Annotated in this window: 16 protein-coding genes; all 16 read right to left on the reverse strand. The window is 40.1% G+C overall.

From position 1 onward, the window contains the following. Positions 1–178: 178 nt before the first annotated feature. The gene (locus R2S08_RS06740) at positions 179–508 is read right to left on the reverse strand and encodes a hypothetical protein (RefSeq protein WP_316834431.1); all 330 of its coding nucleotides are present in this window, start codon (positions 506–508) and stop codon (positions 179–181) included. A gap of 295 nt (positions 509–803) precedes the next feature. Further along, positions 804–1,337 carry a Crp/Fnr family transcriptional regulator gene (locus R2S08_RS06745; protein ID WP_410479514.1) on the reverse strand — a complete coding sequence of 178 codons (534 nt, stop codon included), beginning with the start codon at positions 1,335–1,337 and terminating at the stop codon, positions 804–806. Further along, a complete protein-coding gene (locus R2S08_RS06750; protein ID WP_316834433.1) occupies positions 1,300–1,437 on the reverse strand; it encodes a hypothetical protein in 138 nt (45 codons plus the stop codon). Before R2S08_RS06750 ends, R2S08_RS06745 begins: the two co-directional genes overlap by 38 nt. A gap of 54 nt (positions 1,438–1,491) precedes the next feature. Continuing rightward, entirely contained in the window at positions 1,492–1,788 is a 297-nt protein-coding gene (locus R2S08_RS06755) for a hypothetical protein (RefSeq protein WP_316834434.1), read from the reverse strand. Between the two features lie 105 nt (positions 1,789–1,893). Next, entirely contained in the window at positions 1,894–2,280 is a 387-nt protein-coding gene (locus R2S08_RS06760; RefSeq protein ID WP_316834435.1) for an AraC family transcriptional regulator, read from the reverse strand. Positions 2,281–2,517: 237 nt separating this feature from the next. Beyond that, a complete protein-coding gene (locus tag R2S08_RS06765; protein WP_316834436.1) occupies positions 2,518–2,715 on the reverse strand; it encodes a hypothetical protein in 198 nt (65 codons plus the stop codon). Positions 2,716–2,736: 21 nt separating this feature from the next. Then, positions 2,737–3,045 (reverse strand): helix-turn-helix transcriptional regulator, encoded by a 309-nt coding sequence (locus tag R2S08_RS06770; protein WP_316834437.1) that lies wholly within the window; start codon positions 3,043–3,045, stop codon positions 2,737–2,739. Between the two features lies 1 nt (position 3,046). Then, positions 3,047–5,551: a glycoside hydrolase family 2 protein gene (locus tag R2S08_RS06775; RefSeq protein WP_316834438.1), complete on the reverse strand. Its 2,505-nt coding sequence runs from the start codon at positions 5,549–5,551 to the stop codon at positions 3,047–3,049. Positions 5,552–5,677: 126 nt separating this feature from the next. After that, positions 5,678–7,006, reverse strand: a complete 1,329-nt coding sequence (locus tag R2S08_RS06780; protein ID WP_316834439.1) for a peptidylprolyl isomerase — start codon at positions 7,004–7,006, stop codon at positions 5,678–5,680. A 37-nt stretch (positions 7,007–7,043) separates the two neighbouring features. Then, a complete protein-coding gene (locus R2S08_RS06785; protein ID WP_316834441.1) occupies positions 7,044–7,904 on the reverse strand; it encodes an alpha/beta hydrolase in 861 nt (286 codons plus the stop codon). Between the two features lie 12 nt (positions 7,905–7,916). Next, positions 7,917–8,951, reverse strand: coding sequence for a hypothetical protein (locus R2S08_RS06790; protein ID WP_316834442.1), 1,035 nt, complete (start codon positions 8,949–8,951; stop codon positions 7,917–7,919). 374 nt (positions 8,952–9,325) lie between these two features. After that, positions 9,326–9,763, reverse strand: a complete 438-nt coding sequence (locus tag R2S08_RS06795; RefSeq protein ID WP_316834443.1) for a MauE/DoxX family redox-associated membrane protein — start codon at positions 9,761–9,763, stop codon at positions 9,326–9,328. A 17-nt stretch (positions 9,764–9,780) separates the two neighbouring features. Next, a complete protein-coding gene (locus R2S08_RS06800; RefSeq protein WP_316834444.1) occupies positions 9,781–10,452 on the reverse strand; it encodes a hypothetical protein in 672 nt (223 codons plus the stop codon). A 12-nt stretch (positions 10,453–10,464) separates the two neighbouring features. Further along, on the reverse strand, positions 10,465–11,316 hold the full coding sequence (locus R2S08_RS06805; RefSeq protein WP_316834445.1) for a hypothetical protein: 852 nt from the start codon (positions 11,314–11,316) through the stop codon (positions 10,465–10,467). Positions 11,317–11,352: 36 nt separating this feature from the next. Continuing rightward, positions 11,353–14,082 (reverse strand): alpha/beta hydrolase family protein, encoded by a 2,730-nt coding sequence (locus R2S08_RS06810; protein ID WP_316834446.1) that lies wholly within the window; start codon positions 14,080–14,082, stop codon positions 11,353–11,355. A 10-nt stretch (positions 14,083–14,092) separates the two neighbouring features. Continuing rightward, positions 14,093–15,553: a RagB/SusD family nutrient uptake outer membrane protein gene (locus tag R2S08_RS06815; protein ID WP_316834447.1), complete on the reverse strand. Its 1,461-nt coding sequence runs from the start codon at positions 15,551–15,553 to the stop codon at positions 14,093–14,095. Positions 15,554–15,557 lie beyond the last annotated feature (4 nt).

The raw sequence follows: 15,557 nt of genomic DNA on the forward strand, positions 1-15,557 counted from the left end.
GAGAGAGGCCCACAGGGCAGAGAGGAGAATTATAAGCCCAACTCTGCACCCTCACCGGTCTGCACCCTCACCGGTCTGCACCCTCACCGGTCTGCACCCAAGAAAAATATGTTTTCATGATCAAGCCTCAGAATCTAAAAGATTCAGCGCGATCAGAAAACATATTTTTCCAAAAAAACTATTGCTTACTCACAACCCCAGGCCCCGAAGCCACTTCAGCATCACTCGTAAAACCCTGATCACTGATGTAATCCTGCAACGTAGGATACACCGACGAATCAAAAATCACCTTACAAGGCACCGAACCCGCAGCACCACAACTCGGCGTAGACCCCGAAACCAGCGTCCAGTTAGCCGCATTCCTTGCCCCCGTAGAAGTACTCAAATTGTACGAGTAAGCAATCAAACCCGCCTTTTGAACAGACGCTGCTTTGTTAAAAGCAAAAGCCGCGGTCAATCCGCCAGCACACAGCACGACCATTAAAGCCGCTTTAAACGATTTTTTCATGTTAATGAATTTTAATGTAAAAATTGAATGATTATATACTCTACTCCCGCTGTGCACCGCGGCGAATATTCAAGGAAATAAAAGCAGATGCCAGAACCACTGGCACCTGCAAATTAACTAACCGACAACACCCAAGCCAGGGCTAACCAGGCCAAAGACAGCACGAGTGTTAATTTTAAATCGACATGTAATTGGGTAACCGAGTAGCGTAGTTTTCATATATAAGAGTTGTTTAATTTAGTATACCTAAAGATCGGTAACCAAAACAATATCAACTCCCCTATTTTGCGGAATTTCACGACTTTTTATTCGGCAACAGCTCTTTTTTGATCAAAAAAGTACGGATATGCTGCAAATTATTCACAGACATATGAAGATAACTGGCAATGTGGTGATCCTTAATGATTTTACCGGGAGGTAATAACTCCGGATTTGCCCTATAAAAATGAAGCACACTCTCCTCTCCACCTTTACGGATCATTTCATCACGCAGTACTTCCTTGTTCTCAAAACCCGCGACAGTTAAGCGAGCAAGTTCCTCCATATCCGGAATGGTCTGGTAACCAATTTGCATTTGTGCATGCGTAACTTCCATCACCAGCGTATCTCTGTAGATCTTCAAATAATACCTGGAGGGCCGTGCATTCATAAAACTACTCCCAGCCACAATTTCGCCCGCACGGTAAATTTTCAATACATGCTCATTTCCGGCCTCATCAAGATAATAGGCCATTATAAAACCACTTACAATAAAATAAGCTTTATCAATCACATCGCCCTGCAGGTGTATATCATGAGTGACCAGGCAAATAAGGTTCCAGATCTGGATGCAGGGGTTTAATGTCTTTTAGATAATCGATTAATCTTTGAAATGCCGTTTTAGGCATAGGAACGATACGCATCAGTTCCTTATTGGTAAAAAGAGACATAAATTTAATAAGTTTAGTTTTTTATGGATAGGTCTAGTTATATTTTGTTGTTTATTAGAACTCCGTTACACTGAGTTCCGCCTTTCCGTTTTTATACAATATCATCAGGTTTTCAATACTAATTTTCTTAATGTCCTCCGGATACTGCAAGTTGAAAGCTTCAATGAATCTAAGAGGCGAATTAAAAGCACTTCTCAGCTGAAGCCGAACTTCATTTTCTTCATGGTTGCGGAGCATTACACTCACCTCGATAAGTTTGTCACCATGAAGCGCAGCCTCAACACCTTCTTTGCTGGTGATGAGGTTAGAATGAGTCCAGAAATACTGGACCAGGTCACTAGTTTTGATCATAAAATTTTTATTTGGTTAGATTTATAATAATTATTGGCAAAAATTTGATTGAGCAATTGGTTAAAAAACCGCTGGTAAGCGGCAACAATTTTTGTGGAAAGAGCGTCACTTAAAGGAGGAACGAAACATCTTAGGCGTCACCCCGACCCGTTGCTTAAACCACTTACAGAAATACGATGGGTCGCAGTACCCCAGTTCATATGAAATTTGTTTTACAGAGAGAATGGTATCCTTCAGCATGAAAGAAGCCTCCTGGAGTAATCTTGTCTGAATTACTTCGTATACCGTCTCCATGAGATAGGCCTTGGTTAGTTTGTTCAGATAGGTGATGTTGAAACCCATCCTCTGGGCATAGACTTCCACATCACGTTCTCTTCTAAAATCCTCTTCGATGAGTACCAGCAGTTTTCTTAAAAGTTGCACATCCGGTGGTGTATAATCTGTACGATACAGACTTCCCACTATTTTGTAAATACCTGTTTCCTGTAACATCGTATCCTTATTTATCCGTTATATAAGCTAGTCATCACGCTATCCACCCCCAACCCCCTCAATGGGGACAATATGGCGCCTTACCTAGCACACTCGTTAACACCATCGCTATCTCTCTCCTCCCCGAGGAGAGATGCCCACAGGGCAGAGAGGAGTGCACCCTCTCCGGTCTGCACCCAAGAAAATATGATTTACTGATCAAGCCTCAGAACCTGGAAGGTTCAGCGCGATCAGAAATTATATTTTCACCCCCTTAGGCACCCAGGTACAAGTCACCTCCAGCAGCTTATTCTCCAACAAGTAAATCAATATACTCACTGCCTCTTCTTCATCTATTCCTAATGCCACTGCAACATCAGCGATCACAAAGGATTTTCCTTTCACATGCTCCACAAAAGCCATAACCTTGCTTTCCGGAATAAAATTTTCTTTCATAAGTTGTCTAAATTTGTACGATCATTTTTCTTTACCACACATCTTCCCTTCCAGGCAATTGATCAATTTTGCCTGAAGTTCATTCACCAGTTCCCTCTGCCGGTTTAACTCCGATCCCGTCTCTTCACTACTGTCAAAAAAGCTCGCAGGCGTTACACCAAACAATTCAGAGATTTGTACCAGCCTCGCGATATTGATGTCAGTAATGCCAGCCTCAATCTTGGAAAAAGCAGGCGTTGAAAGTCCCAATATTTTAGCACAGTAGCCCTGGTTTTTTCTTTCCCTTAACCGCAGCTGTCTGATTTTTTGTCCGATGGTGATGCTGTTCATATTACTTATGTTGATCAATAGCCGCCTGGAACATCTGCTTTTCATTTTCTTTAACATTAGCGCCAAACTTCGCCAGGTATGCCGATGCCGCAGGAACATAATTCTTCCAGTCTTGTTTGTAATAAAGATCAACCGTCTTGGCACGTAAAAAGATTTCTTCACCAGGAAGGCCGAATGGTTTAACCGCAGCCTCAATGGCTGCCCAGTCTGTATTTCCAGCAACATTCATCAGAGGCTCTATTTCACCCTTATTGATCATATTCGCTATGGCGATGGTGTATTTACGATCACCCATTACCTTTTTAAATGCTTCCGCATTGGCATTCATAAAACTGAACCCAGGATCTTTCGTGCTGCTTGTAAACTGGATCACACCATTGATATCTTCATTCTTCAGCGGCATTTTTAGACCAGCAATATAAGCCGAACCAGCCAAGCTTACGCCAGCCTTATCTCCCGCCTGTATGGCCATCATTGCCATTTTCTTCAAAAACCCGGCATCACGTTTACCAGCAAGGTATTGATCATGCAGCTCTTTGTATATGACCACAGGTTCCCTTAAATCTGCATCCTCAGCAGTCACCCCATAGTCACCCGTCATCTCGAGGGAAGCGTAGCGACGAGAGATCTGTAAATCCGGGTTCAAACCAGCATGAATCTTGCGCAATTCCGCAAAAGGAATTTTGACCACTTCCCTGTCATAAGTCATCAGTCCATTCTGCTCCCCTTCCACATCAAAAGGCTGGGTGTAAATAGATCCCGATAACCCCTGTTTTTCAAACGACTCCAATTGCTCATTCATGCCTTTGTATTTTGCCATCAAGCCAACGGCTTTCTCCTGAACATATCCCCAGGCAGATCCTGTTAACCACTGGTGTTCAGGTATAAAAACGCCAATACCACCAAATTCGCCACAAACCAGTGCTTTTCCTTCCTGGCGGACCGGCATCATCGGATCAGGATAAGCATGCACATCGGTCATATCAGCCGATACATAAGCATTGGGCGAAGGACTCCGCAGCTCGTTGTTTACATAAAGCAATTCGCCAGAATGTCCATTCACAATCCTGGAAGGATCTGTAGTTTTAATCCATTCTGTTAAACGCTGTTGGTCATATTGTCCCCATTTCTCATTGAACAACACCCAGGTCACAATAGACGGATAATTGTGTAATTGGGCGATGGTTTCCTTTGCCTGGGCTTCAAAAGCTTCCTTCGCACCTTCCGGCAATCCCTGATTGGGATTCACCATGTCCTGCCAAACCAGCATCCCTATTTTATCCGCATGGTAATACCAGCGGGCAGGCTCCACTTTAATGTGTTTACGAATGGTATTGAAACCCATGGCTTTTATCGCTTTAATATCAAAAGCCAGCGCTTCATCCGTTGGCGCAGTATATAACCCATCGGGCCAGAAACCTTGGTCAAGTGTACCCAAATTATAATAAGGCTTATTGTTTAAAAAAATCCGGTCAATTCCCTTTTCATCTTTCCCTATACTAATCTTCCGCATCCCGAAATAACTTTTAACCTCATCTACAACCTTCCCACCCTTTTTTAACCTCACAATGAGGTCGTACAAAAACGGCGATGCTGGTGACCATAGCTTAGCATTCGGTATTTTAAGCGCTATGTTATTAGCCCCAACGCCGTCATTTCGAAGGAGGAACGACTGAGAAACCTGTTTTTTGCTTACAGATCTCTCGTCGCTAGGCTCTGTCGAGATGACGGAAGGGGTAAAGTATTCTACCTCTACACTATACTCTGGAGAGATTCCTGTCTGCACAGGGAGGTTAACCACTAAATTCAACACCCCCTTATCAATATCCGGCGTCATCATTAACCCCTCAATATACACCGCCGGCACAACTTCCATCCACACCGTCTGCCAGATTCCCGAGGTTGGTGTATAATAAATATTAGCAGGGTTCAACACCTGCTTTCCATGCGGACCTACACCCTGATCCGTCGGATCCAACACCTTTACCACTAAAGAATTATCACCACTAACTAACGCATCGGTAATATCCATAGAAAACTCCGTATACCCACCGTTATGTTCCCCAACGGGTTTACCATTCACAAATATTGAAGATTTCCAATCTACCGCACCAAAATGCAGCAACACCTTTTCCCCTGAGCGAAGCGTTGGTTTAGAAAAACCACGCTTATAGGTCAATTGCTCCAAAGGAAGCAATGCCCGTTTTACTCCCGACAATGCAGATTCAATCGGATAAGGCACCAAGATCTTACCTTCAGCAAGGACCTTCGTCTCCTGATCCTTTGGTGTAACGGTATAATCCCAAAGCCCATTTAAGTTCGTCCAACCCGAACGTACCATAGCCGGACGAGGATATTCCTTAAGTGCATTAGTAGGAGAAACCTCCTTTGCCCAGCGGCTTTGAATGGGCACTGGTTGCATGTGATATTGTTGCTGTGCTTTTGTGTCATTTAACCAAAAAATTGACAAGGCAGTAGCCATAAGCAGTATAATTCTAACTTTCATAATATTCATTTTATAATTCATTAATTATCGCCCGTTCGTCATTAGAATCAAACCAACCTCTTCTTGCGCCCCCGCCATCTAAACCATTAAAAAAGACAGGGGCTAGGAGGCATTGTATTTAGGTGATTAATCTTTAACCTTCTTTCTCCAAATTTCCAGCTCTTTACATCCTAGATAATCAGCATCAATTTTGATAAAGGTACTTCCCCTACGCTTCTCAAACCATTCACTCAAAGCTTTATTCACTTTTAATTCCTGTGCCCTTTCCTTAAACTTAACATAGTCCTGATTAAGATTCCCCTTGTGCGGGGCTACCTTCGATTTCAGAAAAAGTATCTTATAACCATCTTTTCCATCTGCACCAGAGAAAAATACGGGCTTTGAAATCTCAGGAGCCTTCATGGTATCTACCACCAAAAAGATCTTTGGATCTAACTTTTCAGCCGGAATTGAAATGGTTCTTGTCGTTACCTCATCGGCATACAGCAACATCCCACCGTTATATTTACTCTGTTTATTATCAGAATACCTGGCCGCTGCATCTGAAAAACTCAGTTTCTTAGCTGTTAGATCCGCATAAATCGTATCCGCATGGTTTTTAAGCCGCTCCAGACTTAAAGCAGTTGTTTTGGGAATGATCAAAATATGCCTGGCATGAACCTGCTCTCCTCTGCGCTCTAATACCTGTAAAATATGAAAGCCATTTTCCGTCTCGAAAACCGGAGAGACTTCTCCTGCTTTAAGCTTAAACGCCATCGCGGTAAACTCTTTGACCATGGTTCCCCGATCAAAGAACCCAAGATCTCCACCTTCCGCAGCCGATCCAGGATCTTCAGAATAGGTTTTTGCCAGAAACCCAAAGCCCTCACCACTCTTTACCCTCAATCTTATGGCATCCAGTTTATCAAAATACTTCTGTTTTTCCAATTTGCTTAACTCCGGATGAAGTACAATCTCCCCAATTTCGTATTCTGTTCCAATGTCCGGCAAACTATCTTTCTTGTAGGATTTAAAATATTGTTCTACTTCCCTGGGTGTTATACTAACATTTTCAGTGATTTTACCCTGCATTTTATCAGCAATCAATAAATCTTTGATCTCAGGGCGGATTTCATCCTTGTACTGTAATATAGATTTATTCAAAAACTGTTCTAATCTTTCTTCTCCTCCGGCCCTTTGAATGCTGGCGCGAATTCTTCTGTCGATTTCCTGATCAACCTGATTGTCATCAACCATAATAGAATCTATCATGGCTTGTTGTTTCAATAGCTTTTGAACAAGAATCTGCTGCAGAATATAACATGGGCTAACCTGATTTTGAGCGGTGCCAGCACTAATGTATTGTACTTGCCGCATGTTTAAATCAGACAGCAATACAATTTCATTTCCAACCACAGCGATAATTTTATCTATCGTTTTATTTTGGGCAACCGCCGGAAGTCTAAACAGCAGCATTAGAACTATACAGATCTTAAAAGGATGGTTTTTCATTTCAAAACCCCTCCCTCTTCATAAACCCCAGCATCGGATCCATCCACTCACTTACAGCCAACCTTTGCGTAAACCCATGATTCCCTTTCGGAAACAAATGCAATTCCGCATCTACCCCATTCTTCTGCAAAGCCTGATAAAACACAATGCTGTTATTTACATCTACGATACTGTCATCACCGCAATGGGTCAAATACGTTGGAGGAGTTTCCTTAGTTACCTGAAGTTCATTAGAAAACAGATCCACTTTTTCTTTCGATGGCTCCATGCCCAATAAATTAATCTTGGAACCCATATGGGTGAGCTGATCACTCATGCTGATCACCGGATAAACCAGGATCATAAAGTCTGGCCGAAGGCTGAGGTTCTCTTTATTGGGGATATAGCTCTTGGAAAAATGAGTACCCAATGTGGAAGCCAAATGCCCTCCTGCACTATACCCAATTACACCTACCCTTGCAGGATTGAGGTTCCAGTTTACCGCATTAGACCGGATCACTTTCATAGCTTGCTGCGCATCCATTAGTGGTCCGAAGCTTTTATCCTTCATGGTTTCCCTTTTTGGCAACCGATATTTAAGCACAAAAGCTGCAATTCCTTTTTCAGCGAAGGCTTTGCCTATAGCAATTCCTTCTTCTTCAAAAGCCAGGAAACCATATGCTCCTCCCGGGATGACCAGGACAGCTGTTCCTGTAGCTTTTTCTTTAATGGGCAGATATAGGGTCAAAGTTGGCTCTTCTTCTTTGGATAGTTTGACCGTACTTCCAGGAATAGTATCCGGGTAAAGCGGCAGCACCTGTTGTGCTACCGCAGTATACCCTACCATTAAAAAGAGCATCAGAGTTAATATTTTATATTTCATATGTGATTCGTTCTAAAAATTCAATTGGTATTTATACAAGTAGTGATCGTAAAGAGCATAGAGCGATTGTCCGTAAACCCTAAAGTCCGTTAGTTTCTTTCCATTGAAATCAGGCAGGTAAAAACTGAACTGGTATTTTCCGTCTTTCACGGCATAGACATCAATTACCGATACCTTCTCTAAGGATTCCGCGACTTCATTATCTGCTATCAATGCCGAATGGATAAACAAATATTTTTCATTCGCCGAACTTTGCTTGTTTACATACAGCGGTGGCGAGGAAATCGTTGTTTCATTAGTTGATTTGATATAATCTACTTTAATATGGGCATGGGAAACCGTATCAATGGTTTTTCCTTTGTATAATAAGTTCAGGTTGTTATCTGCGCAGATAAACTGGTTCCGGTAGTAATACACATAAATGATCTTATTAGAATTTGGAATTTTAACCAGGTTTCCGTCTGTACAGAAAATCCCATCCACCTGTTTTTCCAAAAGGTTTGCAGGCATAATGAATCCTGCCGAATCTGTCCTGTAAGTAACCAACTTGTTTTGACCAGCTTGCACAACCCTTAAAACAAAGGAATTACCTCCTGTATGAATAGCCTGGGTAAAATAAGGTGGTTTAGAAGCTGGTTTAAGAATTCTGTCCAAAATATTTCCTGCAAGCAGTAAGGGCTGATTTCCATCCAGGGTATATACTGAAGCAACATCCACCAAATTAAAATAGCCTTTAGTTAATTTGGTACGATCTGGAAGACCCAGCTTCACGGCCAGGGTATCTTTTAAATCAGAGTCAATCCTAACCAGCCTGTCGGGTGCATACAAATTCCCTATATAAATGGAATCCCCGCTATAACCTGCATAATTCCAGCCGCCAGTCTTAAAATCTAAAATATTACCTGGCGTCACTTTAGAAGGAGGCAGCAAACGGATAAAATTATTTTTATTCTGCCTAAAACTATTCGAAAAGAAGCACAATAAAATGACCGTCAAAACACTACCCAAAAGGCATATTAACAGCAATAAAATTCTCTTAAACATCATGAAAAAAGGTATATAGCCTGGGTTATAAATAACCCAGGCAAATTGAAATAATTAAGGCCGTCTTAAAGGAATTGTACATGTTGGAGGAGGGAATCCAGTAATGTCGTAAACATAGGCAGGCCGTCCTATATATGTACATTGGGTGCCCGTATATGATTGGCTACAATCTGATGATGGACTTAACTGACTATTGGCAACATAGCATTTATCCCCAATCTTATAAGAAAAATAATAGACCAGCTTTCCATTTGCTTTAATGGCAAAGGTTGAAGTAACAGCTAACAGAAAAGCAGCTGTCATTAATAAATTTCTGAATTTCATTCTTTTGTTATTAAGTTAATTGCCTGCAATTTCAAGGATGCAGACCTGCCTTCTTATTCTAGAGTAAGCACTTTGGTCTTTTTAGGATAAAATAAAATAGCTGCAGCAGCCAGCAATAGAAATCCTAGATTGAAGATCAAATGCTGGGTCCAGTTCATGTTTTGTAAAATGCCCCCACAAGAACATGGGACATAGGGGCTGAATTTTAAAATGGCTAAGATATAGGCCGAAAAAACAGCCATCAAACTAAATGCAAGGTACATAGCATAATACTGAAATCGTTTAATGGCTATTAGTAGAGAAATCAGCAGTTCTATTCCAGGTACTACGACAGCAATGATCCTAGCATAACTGTTTAACAAAGGAGATTTGCCCAGTTCAATTCTGAATTTTTGATAATCGGTCACTTTAGTTAAAGCAGCATAGACAAATAGCAGGATAAACAGCGCTGAAATCACATCTATAATCACAATTCTTGTTTTAAGATTCATAGTTCACTATTTTAATATCAATAATGATTAGTTCTGATTACGGTCTCAGTACCCACACCTCCGGAAAACGCAAGGGTAATATTCCTGAACCTTGGCAGGTCATAACTGGGTATAGTAAACGAAGTAATCAGATCGCCCGTAGCGGCATTTCTGAATTCAAAGATCTTATCCCCTTCTGAATCCAATGCAGAAACATCTCTGAAAGTCGAAATCGCTTTGTAAACTAGGCCACTTATAAATGAACCATTAGCGCTTCCTTGTAAGTTTACACTTATGGGAACACCACCGGTAACCAGGTTAATCACTCTTGCACCAAATACATTGTTCATGTGTGAAGGAATATTCTCTTCTTTGATTAACACAGATTCTACAGCAACAGGAGTTCCTGTTAAAAACAGCGAGTACACCCCTCCGTTTACAAAATCCTTCGTCTGGTTATAATACACCGAATTGGGTGCAACGGTTGATGATAATTTCAACACCTGATTTCCCGTTAAAATATCATAAGTTGAATAGGCATTATTTGGAATAATCGCTGTGTTCGTTCCAAACTGGAGAGTGCTTCCACCGGTTACAGCATTGGTGATTTGAATACTCGCCAATGGAGTCGTTTTAATTTCTTGTTTTTTGCAGGATACTAAAATCAATACTGATAGGAGTATCATGATGGATAAGAATGTCATCTTCATGATTATGATAGATTAGTTATTATTATTAGTTGACGTGCTCCAGGTAGGCAAACCCTTTTTCATTTTATCTAAAGCATCTGTATATACCTTTTCATCAGGTTGTCCCTTTTTCATTTGAACAGCTTTCTCCTCCCATTTAATTGCTTGGGCCGTCTTTCCTGTTTTATACAACAGATTTGCATAAGTATCATGTGCCTCGGGATCATTTTGATACCATTCATCCATTGCGTACTTCATCACCACATCACAGGCAAATTTTAATACTTTAGGATCATTTACGTTTTCAAATAGTGGCCAGGTTAGGTTATTAACATAATATTCTGGTCTCTTTAGTGCCTTTTCAAAATAAAGCATATAGTATTTACCATAATTGTTCCAGTCCTTAGCATTAAAATAATACTGCATTTTGCTTCCGTATACCACTTCTTGCCCTAAAGCACCAAATTTTGTGGTAACCGTATATTCCAATTTCTCCCAATTTATTACTGCTGAATTTTCTCTGGTTTCTTTAGGAATAAACTGCTTAGCTATTGCGTACCTAATTGCATATTCAGCTTTATCAGGCCCTAAAACTGAGTTTATTTTACTCCGTTGTTTGAAAAAAAGTTTAAATCCCCTACTATCTGTAGTATTCATGTTTTCACTGATAAACGACAAATTGTCTTTCTTCACCAGTTGTTCTTCCTTCAATTTAAACAGATAATTATTGATATAATCTTGTGCCAGGGAATCAGCGAACTTGGCATTCCCCTTTTCTTTGGCTTCTTTTACCAAGGAAGGTACCGTTGCATAATCAGTCTTTTTTTGAGCAAAGCCTAGGCTTGTAAGGCTTAATAAAGCCAAACCTAATACTATTCTTTTCATATGTTTATTATTAGTTTTTCTTGCTTTTCGTTTTACTTACTTCAGTGTAATTGTTATAGGTTTTCTTGTCATTAAGCTGTCTACTTTAGCTTGCTCTGAGAGTGTCAGTATTCCTGAGCCGGGAGTTCTTCCTTGTGTATCTAATTCAAGCCCAACTTTCCAACTTCTGTTTTCAACTGGAACACCGTCAATCATCCAGAGTGGAGCCGGCTTATCTTTTAAATAGTAATCAAAAAACTGCATCATTCGCATACTAAAATCATTTACCTCCTCCTTTTTCCAAACTCCATGATTTCCATCTGAATACACCAACATCCAGGCTCTCTTTCCCATTCGCCTTAACCCTGTAAAAAATTGTTGCGCGTCTTTATAGCTTGCTGCGCTTCCATCTTTTTTTGTGTGCATGATTAGAATAGGTGTTTTCACCATATGAAGGTTAAAAATTGGCGAATTTTTAATGTAGCAATCAGGAATCTCCCAAAAAGATTTGCCCATACGGAGTTGACCCGTTTCAAAAAACATTTCCATACTTTCGCCCCCATCTGGATAAATATCACCATACGCACTAACCATATTTGATAATCCAGAGGTGGAAACCGCTGCTGTAAATTTATCTGTATGAGTCACAAGATAATTTGTTTGAAGTCCTCCGAAGCTACATCCCTGAAGTCCGATCTTCTTTACGTTAACAAAGGGCAATGTAGAAACATAGTTAGCAGCGGAAACTACCGCGTCATAAGTACCCTGCATTGGATCCCCTATTTTATAATATATATCTGGAATAAACACCAAGTATCCATGACTTACATAAGTTGGAATATCAATCATACAGGAACTGCACAGTGGTTCTGGGGTAATAAATGAATTCAATTCGTCTGATTTACGTTCGTAATAGTGAAATATAATTGGGTACTTTCTATTAGGATCAAAGTCTTCCGGTTTATAGAGAACCCCCTGTAGTTTCCTCCCATCAAGCGAGTTCCAAGTATGTAGTTCTGTAGTATACCAATTATACTCCTTCTGAGGCTGTAAATCAGTCAATCTAGTAAAAGTTTTAAAATCCCTTGTACTAAAATAATTTGGAGCATCAGTTGCGTTCATTCGCTTAACAATATACACCTTTGTATTCCTTGCCTTCCCCAGTGCAGAATCATAAACATCTGGATCGGAAGTACCATTTGTTTGAAACAAATAAGGTCCCATATATAAAAGCTCTGGATCTCCAGCTTTATTCAATTGTTTGAGATAAAAGCCGTTGTTTTTATTTTCCGTATTAAAAGCAGTCAAATACAATCTGGAGTCTTTGCTGACATCCGCGTCGAATGTGAGATCAAACACAATCCTATTTTCCATTCCATAACCATTCGTCAGGTTTATTGGCTTTTTCCTATTCAATGGATCAAGTATCCAAATATCATATCGATCATAAACCAAGACGGCTTCGTCATCTTTCAACCAGGCAGCTAGTCCTCGGCTATAAAATAAAGCTCCAGGAGCATCATCTCTATTTATATTTGCCCACGTAACATTGATTCCTTTAGTTAAGTTTCGTATTTTCTCTGTTGTAATCTCATAACTGAAATAAGCTTGCTGTTTCCCATCAAAATAAACAATATATTTCCCGAAAGGAGAGAGTCTAGCATTCAAATTATCCAGAAAACTTAAATGCTTTCTATTGCCATTTTTTAAGCTGACCAAATCCCAATTGGTTGGTTTATAAGCAGCATTCCAAGGAGCACCTATCACAAAATTCTCCACCAATCCTACAGTAGCTATATCATCTTCAGATTTTGAAAATTGAAACCATTCTCTTTGTTGCTTCTGTAGATGTATCAAACGATGATTCTCTATATCAATTACCGCAAGATATTTTTGATCAGTAGAAGTTTTTTCCTGTTCAGTTTGCAATTGTACATCTGTATAGCTCCAGATTTCTACAACTCCATTTTCAGGTTTAATAGATTCCCTTTTTCCAATCAATGAGGTAAATATAAACTTCCCATCCTTACTAAAGGATTCCAGATAACCCAAGCTAAGCTCAGCCTCGATACCTAAAGAATTTTTATTAGAGACACAAACAGCATTAGCGGTGTTAAATTTATAGTACCAAACCGAATCCCCTGACTTGAACGCCAATTGTCTATGCTTAACATCCAGGATTAAATTTTCTGGTTTGTACCCTTCCCATATTTTTGACATTCTTCCAGTCGTAATATCCGCAAGATTTATCGATTGCTTCTTATCATACCTGTTAACAGGCTTGTATAAAACCAATACATCCTTATCAAAATCCCAGCTCCCTACATCAGTAAAAGATCGCTCCTTCCCAGAATTTAAGTCCATAACTACCAACGCTTTATAATTATATTTAGATAAATACGCCATGTATTGACGATCTTTTATTTCAAGAAGACGACACCTGGCAATCTTTGGAAGATATTTAATTTGACTTGTTCCGAGCGTAAGCATACCTAAGCTATCGTTCTTGTTGATAAAGAAGAAGTATTTATCGCTCAAAGCCGGTGTTGACCCATCTTTCATTCCTCCTTTAAATTCCCTTTTCCACTTACCATTTTTAGATTGAACAATCAAAATCTTACTGCCAACTGGTACATCTTTTATTGTAAACAAATACTCTCCATTCTTGCAAATTGTTGGTATTTCCGGTTTGGCCCACTGCTTATAAGCTATGGAATCTATAACTTGTTTCTGCGCGAACAGTTTGTTTGCACAGAAAAACAAAATCATCGTTAAAAAAAATCTCATATTATTAATGTTAATACCCAACAATTTGGGTTAAACTGGGGTTACTCTGTAATTCGAAAGACGAAATCGGATAATACTGCTGGTAGCTCTTCCAGATTCCTCCATTACTTTTCTTAGGTGTAACTTTGGCCATTACTTCGTCAACTTTGCCTGTCCGTTTTAAGTCTAACCATCGGTGCCCCCATTCTGTAAAAAGCTCGATTCGTTGTTCTTTTTGAATAAGCCTAACTAGGTCTTCTCGATTGATATTCGGATTGATATCCCTAATCAAAGATAATCCTGCTCTCTTCCTGATTTGATCTACATCCGAAATCGCATCAGATAGCTTACCTAGTTCTGCCCTGGATTCAGCTCGAATCAAATATAATTCAGCCAAACGAATTACCGTACTATATTCCGTAACCGGAGCATCCGCTATAGAAGATCGTTTCACTTTGTATTTGTATGGATAATAATAGACAGTGCCATTTGCATTTACACTACCTATCCAACTGTCCTTACGTCGATCACCTGTTTCAAAATCATCAAGCAGATCGTTACTCAAATAAACTGGATTGCTAGCACCCGGCCCTTCAATTGGTATGACGAACCATTGTGCTTCTTGGGTATTAAACCCTACTTTAGTAGGTTGTAATTGCCAAAGTGCTTCAGGGTTATTTTTTAGGAATACGTTTTCCAAGGATTCCAACTGAAAAGATAAATGATTTGACAACACCAACGTAGCTGCTGCTTCAGCATCTGTCCATCTCCCCATAAAAAAATAAGTTCTGGCCAGCATTGCAGTTGCAGCCCATTTGTTAGGCCTGACCCGTTCTTCCGATCCTGGGGAATACTCAGTTATCCCATCTCCCTTCAAATATCCACTACCTAACAAGCTCTGCGCCACCATTAAGTCCGTAACAATTTGACCGTAAACCAAGCTTTTTGGAGTTCGTTTAATTACAGCATTGACTGTATAATCTGTGCTCAACACAAGGGGCACGTCACCATATAAGTTCACCAAATAGAAATAATAGAAAGCCCGCATAAAATAGGCTTCACCAATTAAATGTTGTTTAACTACTGGTGTTATCCTAGAAGAAGATTCCAATCCTTCCAAGGCAGCATTCACCACATACAGTCTTTGATAAACAGTGCCCCAAAAATCATTGCCGACGTTTAATGAGGAAAGTGCATTTTGATAATATACTGCCAATGTTTGGTCTCCTGCACCTGCATAATAATTCAGTTCATCTGCGGATACCCCGGCAACACCAGATAATCCACTGAGTTCTGTTTGATTTACAGAGCCCCCATTACTCAAATTCACATACAAAGAGGTGATCGCACCTATCGCTGTTGCGTCATTGTTATAAACATTTTTAGAACTGACACTAGTTGTCGGGCCGTCTACCTCAACGAGTTTTCTACAGCTCGAAAGTATACAAGCTGAAAGTACTAAAGTCAAACCGGAGATTATTATACATTTCATTTTG

The sequence above is a fragment of the Pedobacter nutrimenti genome, from assembly GCF_032678445.1.
In the GTDB taxonomy this organism is placed as follows: Bacteria; Bacteroidota; Bacteroidia; order Sphingobacteriales; family Sphingobacteriaceae; genus Pedobacter; species Pedobacter nutrimenti_A.

What these genes read in the sequence shown, in the direction of transcription:
- R2S08_RS06765 (WP_316834436.1), bottom strand. Translation starts at nt 2,715, where the DNA reads ATGAAAGAAAATTTTATTCCGGAAAGCAAGGTTATGGCTTTTGTGGAG.
- R2S08_RS06755 (WP_316834434.1), bottom strand. Translation starts at nt 1,788, where the DNA reads ATGATCAAAACTAGTGACCTGGTCCAGTATTTCTGGACTCATTCTAAC.
- R2S08_RS06805 (WP_316834445.1), bottom strand. Translation starts at nt 11,316, where the DNA reads ATGAAAAGAATAGTATTAGGTTTGGCTTTATTAAGCCTTACAAGCCTA.
- R2S08_RS06785 (WP_316834441.1), bottom strand. Translation starts at nt 7,904, where the DNA reads ATGAAATATAAAATATTAACTCTGATGCTCTTTTTAATGGTAGGGTAT.
- R2S08_RS06780 (WP_316834439.1), bottom strand. Translation starts at nt 7,006, where the DNA reads ATGCTGCTGTTTAGACTTCCGGCGGTTGCCCAAAATAAAACGATAGAT.
- R2S08_RS06750 (WP_316834433.1), bottom strand. Translation starts at nt 1,437, where the DNA reads ATGTCTCTTTTTACCAATAAGGAACTGATGCGTATCGTTCCTATGCCT.
- R2S08_RS06800 (WP_316834444.1), bottom strand. Translation starts at nt 10,452, where the DNA reads ATGAAGATGACATTCTTATCCATCATGATACTCCTATCAGTATTGATT.
- R2S08_RS06775 (WP_316834438.1), bottom strand. Translation starts at nt 5,551, where the DNA reads ATGAAAGTTAGAATTATACTGCTTATGGCTACTGCCTTGTCAATTTTT.
- R2S08_RS06795 (WP_316834443.1), bottom strand. Translation starts at nt 9,763, where the DNA reads ATGAATCTTAAAACAAGAATTGTGATTATAGATGTGATTTCAGCGCTG.
- R2S08_RS06815 (WP_316834447.1), bottom strand. Translation starts at nt 15,553, where the DNA reads ATGAAATGTATAATAATCTCCGGTTTGACTTTAGTACTTTCAGCTTGT.
- R2S08_RS06790 (WP_316834442.1), bottom strand. Translation starts at nt 8,951, where the DNA reads ATGATGTTTAAGAGAATTTTATTGCTGTTAATATGCCTTTTGGGTAGT.
- R2S08_RS06810 (WP_316834446.1), bottom strand. Translation starts at nt 14,082, where the DNA reads ATGAGATTTTTTTTAACGATGATTTTGTTTTTCTGTGCAAACAAACTG.
- R2S08_RS06740 (WP_316834431.1), bottom strand. Translation starts at nt 508, where the DNA reads ATGAAAAAATCGTTTAAAGCGGCTTTAATGGTCGTGCTGTGTGCTGGC.
- R2S08_RS06770 (WP_316834437.1), bottom strand. Translation starts at nt 3,045, where the DNA reads ATGAACAGCATCACCATCGGACAAAAAATCAGACAGCTGCGGTTAAGG.
- R2S08_RS06760 (WP_316834435.1), bottom strand. Translation starts at nt 2,280, where the DNA reads ATGTTACAGGAAACAGGTATTTACAAAATAGTGGGAAGTCTGTATCGT.